Annotated in this window: 28 protein-coding genes; 1 reads left to right on the top strand and 27 read right to left on the bottom strand. The window is 44.0% G+C overall.

All coding sequences use genetic code 11. From position 1 onward, the window contains the following. Window positions 1–32: 32 nt before the first annotated feature. The 8 genes from DXZ23_RS06180 to DXZ23_RS06145 form a co-directional block, all read right to left on the bottom strand. Window positions 33–551: a phage major tail tube protein gene (locus tag DXZ23_RS06180; RefSeq protein WP_017807372.1), complete on the bottom strand. Its 519-nt coding sequence runs from the start codon at window positions 549–551 to the stop codon at window positions 33–35. Between the two features lie 13 nt (window positions 552–564). Further along, the gene (locus tag DXZ23_RS06175; protein WP_017807371.1) at window positions 565–1,950 is read right to left on the bottom strand and encodes a phage tail sheath family protein; all 1,386 of its coding nucleotides are present in this window, start codon (window positions 1,948–1,950) and stop codon (window positions 565–567) included. 10 nt (window positions 1,951–1,960) lie between these two features. Then, the gene (locus DXZ23_RS06170) at window positions 1,961–2,431 is read right to left on the bottom strand and encodes a Gp37 family protein (RefSeq protein ID WP_035695585.1); all 471 of its coding nucleotides are present in this window, start codon (window positions 2,429–2,431) and stop codon (window positions 1,961–1,963) included. A gap of 1 nt (window position 2,432) precedes the next feature. After that, a complete protein-coding gene (locus DXZ23_RS06165; RefSeq protein WP_017805317.1) occupies window positions 2,433–2,867 on the bottom strand; it encodes a gp436 family protein in 435 nt (144 codons plus the stop codon). 9 nt (window positions 2,868–2,876) lie between these two features. Further along, window positions 2,877–3,143 carry a DUF7210 family protein gene (locus DXZ23_RS06160; protein WP_017805318.1) on the bottom strand — a complete coding sequence of 89 codons (267 nt, stop codon included), beginning with the start codon at window positions 3,141–3,143 and terminating at the stop codon, window positions 2,877–2,879. A 66-nt stretch (window positions 3,144–3,209) separates the two neighbouring features. Then, window positions 3,210–4,133, bottom strand: a complete 924-nt coding sequence (locus DXZ23_RS06155) for a major capsid protein (RefSeq protein ID WP_017805319.1) — start codon at window positions 4,131–4,133, stop codon at window positions 3,210–3,212. Window positions 4,134–4,156: 23 nt separating this feature from the next. Continuing rightward, the gene (locus DXZ23_RS06150) at window positions 4,157–5,263 is read right to left on the bottom strand and encodes a hypothetical protein (protein ID WP_017805320.1); all 1,107 of its coding nucleotides are present in this window, start codon (window positions 5,261–5,263) and stop codon (window positions 4,157–4,159) included. A gap of 387 nt (window positions 5,264–5,650) precedes the next feature. Continuing rightward, a complete protein-coding gene (locus DXZ23_RS06145) occupies window positions 5,651–6,142 on the bottom strand; it encodes a phage virion morphogenesis protein (RefSeq protein WP_103846667.1) in 492 nt (163 codons plus the stop codon). Between the two features lie 71 nt (window positions 6,143–6,213). On the opposite strand from DXZ23_RS06145, the gene DXZ23_RS06140 reads away from it, so the two are divergent. Beyond that, a complete protein-coding gene (locus DXZ23_RS06140) occupies window positions 6,214–6,420 on the top strand; it encodes a hypothetical protein (RefSeq protein ID WP_103846668.1) in 207 nt (68 codons plus the stop codon). Here DXZ23_RS06140 and DXZ23_RS06135 read toward each other — a convergent pair. The 19 genes from DXZ23_RS06135 to DXZ23_RS15375 all read right to left on the bottom strand — a co-directional run bounded on the left by DXZ23_RS06135 (window position 6,380) and on the right by DXZ23_RS15375 (window position 15,605). Then, window positions 6,380–6,559 (bottom strand): hypothetical protein, encoded by a 180-nt coding sequence (locus DXZ23_RS06135; RefSeq protein ID WP_026138637.1) that lies wholly within the window; start codon window positions 6,557–6,559, stop codon window positions 6,380–6,382. The genes DXZ23_RS06140 and DXZ23_RS06135 overlap by 41 nt on opposite strands. A gap of 130 nt (window positions 6,560–6,689) precedes the next feature. Then, a complete protein-coding gene (locus tag DXZ23_RS06130) occupies window positions 6,690–7,973 on the bottom strand; it encodes a phage minor head protein (RefSeq protein WP_114995474.1) in 1,284 nt (427 codons plus the stop codon). After that, complete coding sequence (locus tag DXZ23_RS06125; RefSeq protein WP_021724090.1) at window positions 7,974–9,428, bottom strand: DUF935 domain-containing protein; 1,455 nt, start codon at window positions 9,426–9,428, stop codon at window positions 7,974–7,976. Window positions 9,429–9,547: 119 nt separating this feature from the next. Further along, window positions 9,548–10,861, bottom strand: a complete 1,314-nt coding sequence (locus DXZ23_RS06120; protein WP_114995472.1) for a terminase large subunit domain-containing protein — start codon at window positions 10,859–10,861, stop codon at window positions 9,548–9,550. Then, window positions 10,848–11,417 carry a DUF3486 family protein gene (locus DXZ23_RS06115; RefSeq protein ID WP_114995438.1) on the bottom strand — a complete coding sequence of 190 codons (570 nt, stop codon included), beginning with the start codon at window positions 11,415–11,417 and terminating at the stop codon, window positions 10,848–10,850. Before DXZ23_RS06115 ends, DXZ23_RS06120 begins: the two co-directional genes overlap by 14 nt. Window positions 11,418–11,439: 22 nt before the next feature. Beyond that, the gene (locus DXZ23_RS06110) at window positions 11,440–11,730 is read right to left on the bottom strand and encodes a VpaChn25_0724 family phage protein (protein ID WP_021724093.1); all 291 of its coding nucleotides are present in this window, start codon (window positions 11,728–11,730) and stop codon (window positions 11,440–11,442) included. Window positions 11,731–11,732: 2 nt separating this feature from the next. Then, complete coding sequence (locus tag DXZ23_RS06105; protein WP_017807569.1) at window positions 11,733–12,062, bottom strand: DUF2730 family protein; 330 nt, start codon at window positions 12,060–12,062, stop codon at window positions 11,733–11,735. Then, a complete protein-coding gene (locus tag DXZ23_RS15860; protein WP_017807568.1) occupies window positions 12,059–12,187 on the bottom strand; it encodes a hypothetical protein in 129 nt (42 codons plus the stop codon). The genes DXZ23_RS06105 and DXZ23_RS15860 overlap by 4 nt, the downstream gene beginning before the upstream one ends. Further along, complete coding sequence (locus DXZ23_RS06100; protein ID WP_114995470.1) at window positions 12,180–12,437, bottom strand: DUF2681 domain-containing protein; 258 nt, start codon at window positions 12,435–12,437, stop codon at window positions 12,180–12,182. Before DXZ23_RS06100 ends, DXZ23_RS15860 begins: the two co-directional genes overlap by 8 nt. Continuing rightward, complete coding sequence (locus tag DXZ23_RS06095) at window positions 12,434–12,676, bottom strand: DUF2644 domain-containing protein (RefSeq protein WP_017807566.1); 243 nt, start codon at window positions 12,674–12,676, stop codon at window positions 12,434–12,436. Before DXZ23_RS06095 ends, DXZ23_RS06100 begins: the two co-directional genes overlap by 4 nt. Then, on the bottom strand, window positions 12,677–12,817 hold the full coding sequence (locus DXZ23_RS15390) for a hypothetical protein (protein WP_165381614.1): 141 nt from the start codon (window positions 12,815–12,817) through the stop codon (window positions 12,677–12,679). It abuts the gene before it with no gap. 142 nt (window positions 12,818–12,959) lie between these two features. Beyond that, complete coding sequence (locus DXZ23_RS06090) at window positions 12,960–13,505, bottom strand: N-acetylmuramoyl-L-alanine amidase (protein WP_114995468.1); 546 nt, start codon at window positions 13,503–13,505, stop codon at window positions 12,960–12,962. An 84-nt stretch (window positions 13,506–13,589) separates the two neighbouring features. Then, entirely contained in the window at window positions 13,590–13,952 is a 363-nt protein-coding gene (locus DXZ23_RS06085; protein WP_114995466.1) for a Mor transcription activator family protein, read from the bottom strand. Further along, window positions 13,945–14,421, bottom strand: coding sequence for a gp16 family protein (locus DXZ23_RS06080; RefSeq protein ID WP_243398576.1), 477 nt, complete (start codon window positions 14,419–14,421; stop codon window positions 13,945–13,947). Before DXZ23_RS06080 ends, DXZ23_RS06085 begins: the two co-directional genes overlap by 8 nt. A 58-nt stretch (window positions 14,422–14,479) precedes the next feature. Then, on the bottom strand, window positions 14,480–14,800 hold the full coding sequence (locus tag DXZ23_RS06075) for a hypothetical protein (protein WP_017806862.1): 321 nt from the start codon (window positions 14,798–14,800) through the stop codon (window positions 14,480–14,482). After that, the gene (locus tag DXZ23_RS06070) at window positions 14,797–15,108 is read right to left on the bottom strand and encodes a hypothetical protein (RefSeq protein WP_017806861.1); all 312 of its coding nucleotides are present in this window, start codon (window positions 15,106–15,108) and stop codon (window positions 14,797–14,799) included. The genes DXZ23_RS06075 and DXZ23_RS06070 overlap by 4 nt, the downstream gene beginning before the upstream one ends. A 2-nt stretch (window positions 15,109–15,110) precedes the next feature. Then, window positions 15,111–15,278: a hypothetical protein gene (locus DXZ23_RS15385; protein WP_017806860.1), complete on the bottom strand. Its 168-nt coding sequence runs from the start codon at window positions 15,276–15,278 to the stop codon at window positions 15,111–15,113. Next, on the bottom strand, window positions 15,275–15,442 hold the full coding sequence (locus DXZ23_RS15380; protein WP_165381788.1) for a hypothetical protein: 168 nt from the start codon (window positions 15,440–15,442) through the stop codon (window positions 15,275–15,277). The genes DXZ23_RS15385 and DXZ23_RS15380 overlap by 4 nt, the downstream gene beginning before the upstream one ends. Next, window positions 15,432–15,605: a hypothetical protein gene (locus DXZ23_RS15375; RefSeq protein ID WP_165381789.1), complete on the bottom strand. Its 174-nt coding sequence runs from the start codon at window positions 15,603–15,605 to the stop codon at window positions 15,432–15,434. Before DXZ23_RS15375 ends, DXZ23_RS15380 begins: the two co-directional genes overlap by 11 nt. Window positions 15,606–15,623: the final 18 nt, after the last annotated feature.

Raw genomic sequence — 15,623 nt, 5'->3', positions numbered from 1 at the left:
TTAAATTGATTTTAAAGTGGTTTAAAGACTTTTTATTGCCCGATGTTCGTGCGGTATTTTTGCAACACATCTTGTCCGTTTACACGGTAGATGTTGGCAAAGGTATCCACGTAGAGCAATTCTTTCCCCTCTAAGGTCTGCTTAATGCTGTAGATTTGGAAACTATCTTGCAGCTCAACCGCCTCTTTAGGTTTAAAACTTCCGCCTGCGGTTTTACTAAACTGCACATTCATTACCGTAACTAATGGGGCTTCTTCTGCCAAGCCCATTGCGTTAAATACTTGCAAATTAGAGCGGATCATTAATTGCTGGTGTTTAAATGGGTTAGTATTTTGTACACGAACTTCAGGGTAGAAACTATCCCAAGTTATTTCACCCTCTAGGGCATTTAAACCCGCTGGCAGTTTAATGGTTGCCACTAAACCAAGCCCTTTATGCTCAATTTGTTCAAACTCAATATCGGCAACCTTAATTTCTTTGGCTTTACCTAGCAAAGAGTTACCGTTGAAATACACATTGGCATTGACGATTTGATTAATTGCTGTACTCATTCTTGCTCCTTAATTATTTTTGACCAACCAAATTCACCAAATATTTACGCGTCATCACTGAGCGATTGCTAATGCGTTCAGCTGGCAGTTTTGGTGTGTAATCATAGGTCAAGGGGATCTGCCCTTGACTAAAAGCATCTGCCAAGTCGTAGTCGTAATCGAGCCCCACTTCAAAACCTACGAGGCTTTTTTGCGTTCCTAAGTAGGTGCGAATGGTTTCCAATAGGCTGTCAATTAACGCATCATCAATCGGACGGTCGATATATTGCAACTCGGCACGGCGAATGCTTTCATCAATTAAATCCCCTGTACGCAAGGCGGTCTCAAAGTTGATGATATGGGTAACCGTTGGGAAACAGCTTGAGCGGTTGCCCCATAATCTAAACCCTGTGCCAAAGCTATTAAAAATCGTGGTAATCCCCACGGCATTTAAGCGATTGGTTTCACTTTGTAAGTCATCAATACGCGCCGTTAATGGCACTTCCATACCAATCACGCCCAACAGTTCGCGGTTAGAGGTACTAAACCAATAACCCTGTTCCACATCGGTTTTCATTCGCAGCCCCGCCGCGTGCGTGGCAAGACTTTCAAGCCCACCACTCATTCCTGTGACATAAGGGTAAAAATGGCGTACTCGTTCTGAGCTGGCTTTGGCATTAAGGTTACCCAGTGGACCTCGTGCTTCAATGGCTTTAGAAAGGGTTGTTCCTTTTGGCAATTGCACATAGGCAACCGCTTTTAGTTGCTCCGCCAGCACTTGAAGGGCGGCAGCACAAGTCGCCGTTTTATCAAACTCAGGGCAAATCAACACCTTGGCATCTGCCCCAAATTTATTAAAGCCATCACGCAATAACTCAAAGCCTTTGCGTTGCCCCGTACTACTTTCCACGCCGCCTTTAATATCTTCTTCCGTAACCTTACTTGGGTCAGCATAGGTATAGGTCACAGTGAGGCTGGTTTTGCTGGCTTTAAAGCAGATTTCCCCTGTTTGCATATTGACCGTGTAGTCTGTCCCCTCAGTGAGAGCCACATTGTTTGCTTTCACCGTTAAGGTGAGCAATGCCGCTTTTTCCGTTACGGCAATTAAGGTGTTTGGGTCTTGGGTTAATACCTCATCATTGACTTGGGTTTTATGACGAGTGGGGTCTAACACATTGACCACATAAACCTGCCCACTGGCATAACGGCTTAAAATCTCAAAGGCATCAGGGAGGGTGAAGCCTTTACCTGTAAGCGTGCCAAATTGGGCAAAATCTTTCTTCGTTTGGCACAGCGTAAGCTGGTTTACCGCTCCCATTGGGGCTGTGCCGACAATGCCAATAATCGCCCCATCAACGGTTTGAACGGGAACAGATCCGCCTGTTTCACGTTTGGTTTCAGTTCCGTGGTGAAAAGCCATATTTTTCTCCTTAATGTTGATCCGCACGGCGTAAAAGTGCGGTGGTAAATTTGTGTGAATTTTGCAGGTCGCGTTGTTCCACCTGCCACGTGCTGGTTTGCACAATCAGTTGATATTGCCAAAGCCCTTCGTCTTCACCCGCGAACTCTTCGCTAATTAATACACAAGGTTCGCAATTAGTGGGGCGAAAGCCCACAATCGCCAAGCGAACCTTATCCAGCACCTCTAATGCCCCGCTATCATCGTGCTGACTACGGGCAATAATGGTTAAAGCAAGATGCACATCACGGCGTTGATGTACAAGGTCGGTGCTACCTTGGGTTTCAAACTTCGAGCCTGCGTATTGCACTAAGATGACCCCGTATTCGTCTTTAACGTAGTAATTCGCCAAATCATCGGGGAAAAGCTCAATGCTAAAGCGATCTATTCGCTCAAGTAAGCGTTCTTGGACGCTCGTTAAAATCGGCAAGGTGGCAGACATTTTAATACCCCGATAAATCCACTTTTTCAGGTGCTCGTGCCACAAAACGCGGTACAGCAGGCACATTGTCGTCCATCGTATCGACAAGCTCGGTCAGCCCTAAATGCAATTTGCCTGATTGGATACGCTCCAAATCTTTCAGCGCTTGGGCATAACTGTCTTTGACTTGGTCAGGAAAACCTTTGCCATCAGGACGGCGTGAATACAGCCAATAGCGTGCCAGTTGCAAACAGAGATTACGCACAAGGGTTGGCACTTGATGCAGCGGCAGAACATAACGCGAACGCAAATACCCATCGACAATCTCCGTGGCATACAAACACGCCTTATCTAACACCGCAAAGTTAATGCTTGTGGCACGGCTGTTGTCATTCGAAAGATCCATTAAGGCACGTTCACTTAATAGCTCGTTTAAATCCTCTGCATTAATGTACATTGTGCCGCCTTATGCCTGATTTTCCGTGTTGGCATTCGCCGTATTAGTGGTCGCTTCTTTGTTGTTTTTGGCTTCTTCAGCTTTACGTTGTGCTTCCTCAGCATTGCGTTGCTGTTGGGCGAGCTTGACTTTGCCGCTTTCGGTAAGTTCCACATACAAGGCGATGTTTTGTGCTTCTTCTTGCGTGAGTTCAAGGGTTTCGCCCACTTCATAACGTTTACCGTTATGCAAAACAGCCACTGCGCCAATCACGGCGTAAAGTAATTTTTCGTTCATTGCATTCTCCAAAATTTAGGATTTTTCAACCGCACTTAAAGGACGTTTAAATGCGGTTTAAAGGGGTTACGCGATACAGTCTTTCACTAAATAACCCGCAGGCTTGCCCACCAAATGCGGTTTATAAATATCGGTACAACGCACCACTTCTAACTTGCCACCGCTTTCTTGGTAGGTATCCACAAATAATCCTTTACGACGGCGAACGGTATAGCCAAAACTTGGCTGATACACCGTGCCTTTCTTATCGGCGGTTTTCGGCACATAAGCCAACACCACGGTTTTAGTCCAAATATCTTTTAACTGACCGCTTTCTTCATAAACTGCCTCGCCAATTTTGACGGTGTCAATATCAATTAAGCCCGCAAAAATTTCTGGCGTAATCACGCCTTTTTGCACATACTTAATTTTTTCAATCACTTTCGGGTGGGATTTCAGCACCTCCCACACATCGCCTGCAATCACGCACACATTGGCTTTATGCCCAATGGTGCGTTTAATCGCACGTTTTGCTGCGTCAAAGACGGCAAATGGGTCGGAGTCTTTGTGACTAAATTGACTTGTGCCAGATAATGCCACTTTATTGGTGCTGTCATAGCTCGCCTCATTTTGCGCAAGGGTGGCGATTTGTTTTTCGCGGTCTAACGCAATCACATCTTGGATAACGCCTAGGGCGTATTGACGCAATGGAAAACTGGCTTCATTGCTTTCGCGGTAATCAATGGCATATTCTGCGTCGTGTTCTTCCAGTGCCACATCAATCGCGCCCAAATCTTCAGGCTCTAAGCGGTTAGATGCCCCGCGTAGGCTTCGCGTGGTCGTCGGAATACGGAAGGCTAAACGCCCAAATGTCGGGATTTTTGCCGCTTCTTTGTCGATTTCAACGATAGGCATAAGGCTATCGCCAATCAGTTCATTGTTGTGATAGCCATAAGCCAAATTGGTGAGTACAGGGTCTTGTACGCGTAATTTTGATAAATCCAGTGCCATAAAAATTGCTCCTTGTTGGTTAATTAGTTAAATAACGCATTAAATGCGGTGGTGTAATCCACATTGTGCTCGCCCATATAAGCACGAATGCGTTTATCCGCATCAATGCTGGCTGGGCTTGTGCCTTCGGCATAGTCCACCGTCTCGTCAGCAGGCTGTGCGGCCTTGTCTTTGGTCGCTACCTCTGAAAACTCAACCACTTTAGGCTGGTCTTTAAGATAGGCTTTAAACTGCTGAACAAGGCTTTCACCCTCTTCAAATTCCACGACACCACCTTGGGCTTGCACCGTCATGGCATTGAGCATTGACACCACCTTGTCTTTATTTTTCGGGGCAAGTTTGCCTTCCGAAATTAAGGCTTCGGCAAAACTGGCATTCTCGGCTTTGGCTGAGTTAAGTTCTGCTTCGGCTTTTTCAGCTTCGGCTTTGGCTTTTGTCGCTTTTAGCTGCTCATTTTCTTGACGCAAGCGGTCAAGCTCGGCTTTTTCTTCTGCACTCATTGCGGGTTCTCCTTCTGGTTGCACATTATTTTCATTAAAGTCTGGAACAAGGACGTCAGTATGGCGATACTCCTCACGGATACTTTCCTCTTGCACCGAACTCACCAAATAATCAGGCAGGGCTTTATCTGCTTCCTCCTGTCCATACTTACCAATCACCCAATCCCGTAGTCGCCGCCAAAGGCTTGATTGCGCCCAATCGCTAAACTCAACGATGCCTTGTTCTTCCTCATTAAATTCAGGATTACGCAAGCCTTTTACCGCAGGTGGTACAGCACCTAAAAAGCCCACGTGGCGTAAATACAACTTGCCAGCAACAGGGTTGTTCGGGCTATCAGGTAAGTAAAAAGATGCCGACACCTTTTTAAATCGTCCATTCTGTACCATTTCGGCAAAATCAGGATCAATCTGGGTCAGTTCTGCTTGCAATGTATCCCCGTTGAGCTGTAAGCCTTTCACCCACGCATAAGCAGGGTGATTGTCTTTAGGGTGTCCGATCACCACGGGGGACTCGTGGAATTGCGGGTTATAGGCATCAATCGCCTGTTGCAACGACTCCGTGGTAATGTTCACCACATTGCCATTGGCGTCAGGGCGAGAGCCTGCTCGAAAAATATCAATAAGGGTCATATCGGTGTCCTTGTTTGCTGAAACACCGATAGAGTAACGAAAGAGAGACGAAAAAGATTTTAAAGTCCTTTAAAGATTTTTTTGCGTGATTTTCCCAGCGGTATTCCAAAAAATACTCCACTTAAATCAAAAGGCGATTAAAGAGGCATTAAAGACCGCTTAAAGAGAAGAGATAATTTACAAGATGACCCAGCATAAGGGTAAAAATAAAAAACGCCATAACACGCGATTATGGCGTTATTTTGAAATAATGGCTAAATGGTATTTTATACGTCGTTCAAACCCCGTTCAAAACTTTCACAGTGCGTTCAAAAAATTTAACGTAAGGCAATATACCACTTAAAAAGAAAACTTCGCTATGGACGTTTTAAACCACGATTTTAAATACTATAACCCTTGCTCAATTTGTCGCTGTAAAAGTGCGGTGGCTTTTTTTAGCAATCTTTGCTCATCTTGTTTGTTTATCCCTAACCAAGGGCGGGCAGGAATATCCGCTTTTTTGGCAAAAATCTTGCTTTTGCCAAAGCGTAGCCGTTTTGCTTTTTTTGGCACAATCTTGCCTCCAAATTGGTGTAGGCGGGCATATTTGGCATCGCTACCAAATTCCACATGATGATCATCATAATTGTAAGCTGTCTTCTGCGACAGGTAACCATCTTGCTTTAAGATTTTATTATTGCCTTTAATTTGACGGGTAATCGGCGAAAGGGCTTGCCACTTTTTGCCATCAGGGGCGACTTCTTTTTTAAAGCGTTCCGCGTGAATTTTTTTCAAGGTTTCACCCAACACGCCATAGAGCTTACGTGGGTTTTTTAAGGTGCGTGCGATACGCTCTAACTGCTGTTTTGGCAGCGTATCATCAAGGGTAATTTTAATCATTGTGTTACCTCACAAATTGGATTAAAAAGAAAGCGTGGTAATGTTGCCACGCTTTAATTTAAGGAATGATTATGCAAAAAGAAATTGCTGATACTATTGGTTTAATGATTTTAAAAGAATTGCTTATGAGTAAGTTGGAGGCTTTCCCGTCAGCAGGTGCACATCAGAAACTCGCGATTGAGTTTGTTGATTTTGCCAAAGCACTTTCTTCAGAATTACAAACCAATTATGATGAAATCAATTTACCTCTTTTTCAGGGTAATCAGCTAGATTCTTAATATCTATTAAGAATTGATCAAAACTTGTCTTGCCATTGGTAAGCCGTTGTAGCAAAGCCGATTTAATGTCGGCTTTTTCTTGTTTTGTAAGATATTCAGGATAACTTTCCCGATATTTAGGATTTTCCCAGAATTTCATTTTGTCTCTCCTATTGATTAAAAAATAAGTTAGAGGTATAGTGTTCATAGCGGTGGGGGTTTCCTACTGGAAAGGTTGGCGGCAATGTTTCATCCGTCATTATCCTGTTCGAATCAGGCAAACCACCGCATTAATCTAAATTTCCCCACAGTAAGTCATAGCTTTTCTTAAAATCATTCCATTCGACATCGCTTTTTATCGTGCTTGCCGTTCTCACCATATTCACTTTTACCCGCTGTTTTTTCTGTGTGAGTTGATCGCGATGTTGAATGTCATAATCCATTTTGACCGCCACCTTGCCTTGCTCGGTATCATACACAAACACTAAGGTCGGTTGCTTCTGCTGGCTTTCGAGCAAAATCGCTTTGGGATGGCGTAGCTTTTCAGGCAGCCGTTTCCAAAACTCAACAGGTAAGTTAATACCTTTTGCTTGTTTGTTATCTCGCAAAGCGTGTAACACATCTTGATCACGCACCGCAATCACCGCACTTTGTGGAGCTTTGTCTAGCACCTCTAACTTAGTCAAAACATCATCAGACAGCACGCCCACATATTTCATTTGACCGCGCGCCATTTTCTCTTTGGCTACAGTTTCGACCATCTCTGCCATTGCGGTGTTTAACATTGCAACCGCTTGCGGGCGTTGACCGATCACATCATTAATCAAACGGCTCGCAAGGCGTGGCTCAGACTGGCTTAATTTTTGCATTAAGACCGCATCCACCGATTGATTTCGGCTTGCGGTGAGATTGTCAAAATTATGCGGAGCAAAACCTGCATCATAGCCTTTGGGCAGATTGATGGTTCTTGGGTTACCACTTCGCACGCCAACCAATTTCTCTTCAAATTCAATTTCCACGGGAGGTGATACCTGCTTGCCCATTTCCCTTAAATCATCTTCATCGTGTGCTTCGACGGTACAATGACAACCGTAGGCTTTAACAGGGTAGTAATAACGCCAAAACGGATCATTGGCTGGGCGAATGGTGCCATCTAAATCAATATGCGCCTGACGTGGGTGGGCGTTGTCGTGGTGATGATATTCCCAATAAGGCATCACATCGGCTAAATCCAAATGCTGCTTTAACCGCCCACGGTTATAAGCGCCATACACATTGGTGTCATAAATGATCCGTGTACGCCAGTTGCGCCCACCTTTATACTGCCAACCTGTTTTTGCCACAATCTCATCAAAGCGCTTGCGAAAGCCTTCTAGGGTTTCACCTCGTGCAATGGCATCATCCACCGCTTGACGAAACTGTGCGATGATTTCATTGCGATTTGCCCCTGCGACCATAAAAAAATAGTCGTGTTCTTCGCCTAACACATCTAAATAGCTGTCAGTGGGTAAATTGAGTTTTTTCTCAAAATAGCGCACTTGCTCTTTAAAGGTGAAACCGTTTTCTATTGCCATTTAGCGTTCCTTTTTACTTTCTTTATTGACGCTATAACGCCCCGCCAGCTCCGCACTGGTTGATGCCCACGCCATGACTTGGGCGTACTCGCTAAAATCTAATTCTGGGATAAGGCTATCTAATTGCGTGCGAAAATCCTCAAGACTTTCAGCCGATGCTAGTTTATCTTGTACCGCTTGCAACCAATTATCCACGTGGCTTTCTGCTTCAATTTCCAGCTGTTCCACAATGCCATCGGCAATATTGCGTGGCATTGTGGGAGCTGGCTCATTAAATTCTGCCGATTTTTGCGCCGCACTTTGCTGCGGTAACGGTTGTTGTTTTAGGGTAATATCTCCCTGCTCAAAGCCATAAGTGCGAGCGAGATACTGCTCGCTAAATTGCACCCCCATACTCGCCAGCAATTGGTCACGCTCGGCTTGCAATTTATCAATACTTTCTTGCTCAAAGAGTTCAAAGGTTGGCAAGGTGTCCACATTAAAATTGAGTTTGCAAATCCACCTTAAAAGCTGATTAAAACAGCTTTCTACAATCGCCGCGTCTTCATCGCGAATGGCTTTGGCTACTTCAAGCCCCGCCGTTGCGCTAGCGCGGTTAGCTTCGGCTTCGGTGGTTTGATTTTGCCCTAGAATGGCAATAGCAATCTCTGATTTACAATAACGCAGGAAATCATCAAACACCTGTGATGAGCCACCTTTGCTACCACTTTCTAACAGCTCAATGGTGCTGTCATTTGGGATAGCCGCAACCGCAGTTCCCAGCATTTTTTCCATACTATCCAGCAAGTCTTCAATTTCGTGCGGCTGGGTTTGTCTTGGATGTTTACCCACCAGCCAAGGGCTGCCGTATTTTTCCACAAACTCGAGCCAAAATTTTAGCCCGCCTTTTTTAAAGGTGGCCGCCCAAAAGCACATGGCTAAATCGGCACGGCCATAAGGGTTCATATAATCTGCTTGCTGGGTGGCAAGTAAAAACTTCATTTCAGGGAGAGGCTTACCATCGCGCTCCTCTTTATCACGCAGTAGCAATTCATTTTCTTCATTAAACACAAACCATTCTTGCGGTTTACCCACAATCTCGGCAGGTAATAACAAGCCGTTTTCTTCCGCCCACATCACCTCAAGAGCTTGATAGCCAAAGAGGGTGGCATCTAAAATCTGGTTAATGATATGGTTGAGAGGTAAGCGTTCAAAAAGTGCGGCCAGAATTTCATCGACTTTTTTATTACCTGTTGGTGTAAGTCGCCATTCTAACCCTTTAATTGCAGCTTTACGTCGGCGTACACAACCGCCCACATGGCTATCAGATAAAATTTCACGATAGGCGGAAATATCCTTACCCATTTTTTTCAACACAGGGTCAGGGTTTGGCAAATAGTGCATAAATGCCCAATAATCCACAGCACTGGCACGGGTTGCAATTTCACGCACTAAATCTTGTTTTTTTGGTGTCATTGTTTATCCTCCAAATGCTAATACGGCGATAACTAAAAACCACCACCAACCTTCAATATTGTGAAATTTCAAATAGGTAGCACAAATGGCACAAGCTGTCATAAAAATATATCTCATCGTTAATATCCTTGTGTTAATTTTTGGCTCGTTCTGGGTCTTCTGCTATGGGCTTTCACGGGCAGCAATACGGCATCTTTAGCCGCAAGCAAGGCCAAAAAACACGCCCACGTACGGTCGGCGTGTCCCGCGCTATCACTTTCTGCCACAAAGCGTGGTTGTCCCGTTGAGCCTGTAATTTTTTTGAGTTTGTGCAAATCGGCACGCAAATCGCTATCCCCTTGCGGGATACGAATTTGTTTGTCTTCAAAGGCATTTTTGCCAAGGGTCGCCATATTGAGCTTGGTCACCACATTAAACAGCACACCTTGCACCCGTTGCTCGCCGTGTTGATATTGGGCATCTTCCACCATTTTTTCGCCCATGCCTGTTTGGTCGAGATTGCACGCAACCACATTATATTGACGCATCACACGGTTTAACTCGTCCAACTGATGGCGTAACTTAGTACGTTTTAAGGTGATGATTTCGCGCGTCCAATACACATCGCCCACCAGTTCCAGCACCCAAATCACCGTTAAGTTACCCCGCACTGCAATATCCATACCTACAAAGCAAGGGTTGCCCGTGTAATTTTCGGGTTTTCCTGCTTGCGGATGCTCGACGCCGTCAATTAAGTCATAAGAAAGCCAACTACTGGCTTCATCAAGCCACTTAAGTTCAAATTCTTGCGCCCACGCATCTTCATCATTTAAGCCCTTACGGAGCTGTTCAATGTTGCGTGGAAGACCATCAGCAACGGCTTGATAAATATCTACTTGATGACGCGACCATTCAGTATTGTCAAGATCAGTCATCAGCTCATAAAATTTATTGCCCTTGCCATTAGGCGTACTCACTACCCGCAATTTCCAGCCTGCCGAAATCACAGGGAACAAGGCTTTCCAAATCTCACGGCTGTCTTGGTGAAAAGCAAACTCGTCCAAAAACACGTTAGCCGAAAAGCCCCGAGCGGTGTCAGGATTGGCTGGGAGCGCGGTAATTTTTGACCCATTGGGAAAAATTACTTCAAGGGCATTGATCGTGGTGTCTTCTTTGAACGGCACTTCCATAATTTCACAGGCAATGCCCATCGCATTTAAGTGAACTTTCACGCCTTCGTTCATTGCTTCTTTCGCTTGGCGTTCCCCACGGCTTAAAATCACCCAACGGACTTTTTCACCCCGTGCTTCGGCCTCCAAGCAATCCAGCACAATTTCAAGGGTGGTAGTAAAAGTTTTCCCAGTTTGTCGTGCAAACATCGCTACCTTAAAACGGCTTTTATCATTCAACCATTTTTTCTGATAGCCATAGAGAACCGTGTTATTCGATGCCATAGACTGCTTTCACCATTTTTGTTACATCGTCCATACTCACCCCTGTTTCTTTCGCGGCTTCTTCTACCGCTTCCGCCGCACGTTTAATGGTTTCTTGACGGATAGCCTGCTCACGTTTAAAACTCAGACTTTCTGCCTGCTCTAAACGTTGTACTGCAGCAGAGAGTAGCGCAATAGACTTCGGATCAGCACTACCGTCCTCACTCATTCCAAGCGAGGTTTCAAAGGCAATGTTTTTCACAATTTCCATCAACATTTTGCCAATATCAGACTGTGGTGCCTCACCAAATTGCTTCGTCCAAATTTCTGCAATTTCGCGAGATTGACGGATTTTTGCCCCCATTTTTTCCATTCGGCTGGCATAACGATTAAGCCCTGTTTTGCTTAACAAGGCTGTTTCAGGTAATCCACAATCACGGATCAAATCATTGATCTCTTCCAAAATTTCCGCTTGGGAATATTGCTTGTCGCGCAACATCATTGCGAGCTGGGTTTTGATATTCGGTGGCAATAAATCCACTTTGCTTGCACGCCCACGCTTGAGTTTTTCGCTCATTTAAACCTCCTTTAAATACGGTTTAAAACTTCGGGGCAGGTTTTTTCACGCCATCAACAACCGCTTCGCCGTTAGCTACATCAAGCCCTCGCTGGGTGATGGTTGCAATCATAAAACCACTTTTGAGTCGCTCAATTTGCACAAGTCCTTGTTCTTCCAGCCAATTCAAATGGTTACGCACTAAATCTCGGCTAATGTTATGCCCATAAAGGGCAAGGCAATCATCTAAAATAGACTCATTGGCGTCATAACCCGCATCTACAAGAGAGCGTAAAATGACAAGGCGTTGGTCTTTAATAAAAATCTCTCGCATAGTTATCCTTTTACACGTTCTTCAATTAATAATGCCACCTGATGACTTAGGGTGGATAAACGAGCATTGGTGGTATTCGTCTCCCCCTTGATTTCCGTCATCAAAATCTTCAAGGCAGATAAATCTTCTTTTGTCGGCATATGCTCAAGGGTATCCTCCACCTTTGTAAGCCGTTGCTCCACCTCATCAATATTTTTTCGGATAGCGTCAATTTCACTGCGTTTGGGGTATTTGCTGTCCATTGATAGTTTCATCCCTGCCCAAACAGAGCCAATGACGGTTGCGACCAATCCCCAATGCTTTTGGATAAACTCTAATAACTCCATCATCATTTTTTATCCTCTTGGCAAATCGCCCGATAAGTGGCGTTATGCACCGCAATTTGGCGCAGGGTTTCAGTGGTATCCTGCCGACTGGCTTGGATTAAGCCAAAGCCAGAGCAACTCGGATTAATCACAGAGATCGCCTTGTTGCTGCAAGCGGTCAATAAGGTCATTGCGATCAGCAGTGCGGTGTTTTTTTTCATTGTTTTTTCTCACTTCAAACTGTTTTACTTGGGCTTGTGCCACGGCTTTTTCTTGCTCAAGGCGCTCTACGGTGGCAAACATTTGTTCTAGGCTTCGCTCAGCTTTTTTAAATCGCCATACGGCGTAAACCACAAATAAGGCAAAACCGCCGAAGGCAATTAAACTTGCAGATAACATCATTGCTCTTCTCCTTGTGGCAGTGAGGATTTACGGCGATTAAGGGCATTAGCAAAGCCTTTCGTTGCCACACCACCGCCACAAAATAGTGCAAAAGTGGTGAACAGTTCGCTTACATTTGAGCGGTCTAAATAGACGCTATACGCCAAAATGCCTGCCATTAGCATTGCACCGAAAAACTGGATAAAGGCGGTGGTGCTAAGCCTGCCGTTATCGTTAGTAATTAATTCTTTCAGTGCCATTTAGTAACCCCATAACAAATAAAACTGTTGTGCTGCAGTATGTCCGCCATTAATCGCTTTGTTGCGCTTGGCGTTATTGCTCATTTTCCATCCACGGGAGAATTTTTTACCCCAGTAAAATTTCATTGATACACTCATCATTTACTCCTTAGCTAGTTACAAACACTTGCTATAAAAACAGTAACTAAACCCAAAGCTAAAAAGCCCAATCCCCAAGGATTATCTAACCCTAACAAATACGCTGACGCCCCTACACAAGCAGTGCTAAATAGGTATTTCATCATTACTCCTTAAATAAATGCTCAACGTTAATAATCTGCTCGCTATCAAGCCAACTCCAAACGTCAAAGCACGGACAATCCTTGAGCCACTCATTGGGCGTAATCGTGCCGTCGCCATTAAGGTCTGGGCTTAAATCGCGATGTCCACAAATTCGTGCATCTGGATATTTAGCCTCTAACTCTTGTAATAGCTTGTGTAATGCGTGCCATTGTTTGGCGGTGTAGCGTCCGTAGTTTTTGCCTGTGATACTAATGCCACCCACCAGACAAATCCCTAGGCTGTGGGCGTTATGCCCTTTGACATGCGCCCCGTTTTCTCCCTCTTGACGACCAGTTTCAATCGTGCCATCGGTATCAATAACAAAGTGGTAGCCAATATGTGGCAAGTGCGGGTTAAAATGTTTGGTGTTGATAGGGTTACGCTTAAAACCACGCTGCTTATGCCAGCTGTCAATCACTTGAGCGGCGGATTTTGTTTTATTGCGTAAGGATTTACCGTTCTGCGTGGCAGAACAGTGGATCACGATTTTGGTAATGGGAAAGGGCATATAACATAAACTCCTTCTAAATGCTTTTAAAAGGAGTTTAAAGATTTTGTTTAAAGAACTATTTTAAAGTGGTTTAAAGATTTTTTACTTAAACATATCAAACTGCCGACGGTCGATCTCTTCCTTTTGCATCCGTTTAACTATCTGATATACCCATTGCATTGATACGCCATACTTACGGGCAAGCTCACGGTGATTAACGCCATTAAACTCACGCCAAATTTTCAAATCACGTTCAGATAATGCTAATAGCAAAGCACGAGGGATATAAATAATCTCCCCCGCCCAAGCTCTTGAAATCCGCATTGCCACATCAACTCCCGCTTGTTTGGCTTGTTCTCCGAGCATTTCATAACGATTGATTAACTCTTGCTCAACATGAGCTGCTAAATCTGCCAACACTTCTGGGGCTTTGCGTTCAAACACATCTAATTTGTCTTTATCCATTTTTTCTCTCCACCCGTTGCTGCCATTTTTTGAGTCGCTCGACAACAATTGTTGCCATTGTATTATCTATTGTATGTAAGAAGCCTACATACAGCATTTTGGGATCTGGACGTTGCCTTTGCGTTACTTCATTCACAATCCTCATAATATACACATTTAATGCTTTTTCAGAACCATCTCGAATAATGCCTTTACGTGCCATATCAATCCAAAGTGCAAGGATTTTCTTGGCAATATTGCTTTTAGTTTTTAGTTGAGTAGTGCTTGGTGATTTCCCTTTACGTGACGTTTTTTTAAAGCCTTTATTCTCTAGCTCGTTGTATACTTTTGTGAGCTCGGGAATAGTCATTTGCTTCGTTGAGCTTTTGCCCGTGAGCCGTTCTAGCATTGCGCGATAGCTAAGATCATCCATACCGAGCTTTTGCTTGGCGATATGGATAAGCTGAATATATTTGGGTTTAGTGTACATTAGACCTCCCTTAAAACACATTATTCCGCCCTCTGAGCCAAAGGGCGGTAAATGGGTTTTAAGTAACACTTTCGCCCTTAAAATCATCAGTATCAAACATAAGGTCGCTCCTTGGTGTAAACAAATACCGAGGTTGTACATAATAAACCTCAAAGTCTTCACTATCGGCTTTTTTTACAGCAAGACAGACACCATCAGCTTCTTCATCATAAATCCCCCATTCTAAATGATTTTCTTTTAAAATTTCTTCAGCAATAGTATCAAGGCAACTATAATCGCTCTCAAAACGCATCCACGTTTTCCCCTCAAGGCTTTTTAACACTTCTTCTTTGCTTGTATATTCATCGCAATCTAGCAGTATGTATTCATATTCTTTCATTTTTCACTCTCCAAAATTGCCTTACGTTTATCTTTGATAATTGGCGTGATAGCTCGTTTAATGGCAAGTTGTAATTCATTAACAAAATCCTCATTGTCTAGGTTATCAAAAAGGATCATCATTAAATTCGGATCTACTGTGTCAAATAAAGCACGATAGGCATCAACCTCATCAAATACGCCTCCCTCCCAATCAAGTCGCACAATATTGCCACCTAAAACGTCCGTTTTGCTTGATATTTCTAGCTGTTCAAGCTGGTGGCGTTCCATTTCTATTTCGATTGTCATTCGGACTTTTTCGTCAATCATCTTTACCCCCTTACCTGCCATCTCACCTTCGGCAGTTGGTTTTGCACCATTTCCATATACACCCCCGCCGCAATATAGTTACCCGTATTAATCGCTCTAACCGCCTGTTGAAGCTGTCCGATCATCATATCCAGCTTGAGTGCAAGTTCACTTTGCTTTTGCGTTGTCATAGCTCTTCAACCTCCACAACCTCGTCAATTTCAGTGATTTGATGTGGTAATTTATTTAAATCTAAGGTATTCAAATCACATTGTGCCATTGCCTGCTCAATACTTTCGGCTTCCACTGTGATTTCAACCATTCCATAAACTCTGACAAGGTATTTATTCTTCATCTTCGCCTTCCTCATTGACAAAATTAATTCGATACTTCAGACCAATAGCGCATCCTTCATGGATTTCTTCCAGTAGTTGGTCGATATAACATATCGCATCGTCTTTGGTTTCAGCTTCAATACCCAAAGTCAATTTAACGTCTATTTCAGCGTGATAATTCATTGTCAGCTCCTATTTTTT

This window comes from Avibacterium paragallinarum (assembly GCF_900450705.1).
In the GTDB taxonomy this organism is placed as follows: Bacteria; Pseudomonadota; Gammaproteobacteria; order Enterobacterales; family Pasteurellaceae; genus Avibacterium; species Avibacterium paragallinarum.
Note: the sequence above shows the minus strand (reverse complement) of the source record. Positions and strands in the feature narration are given on the sequence as shown.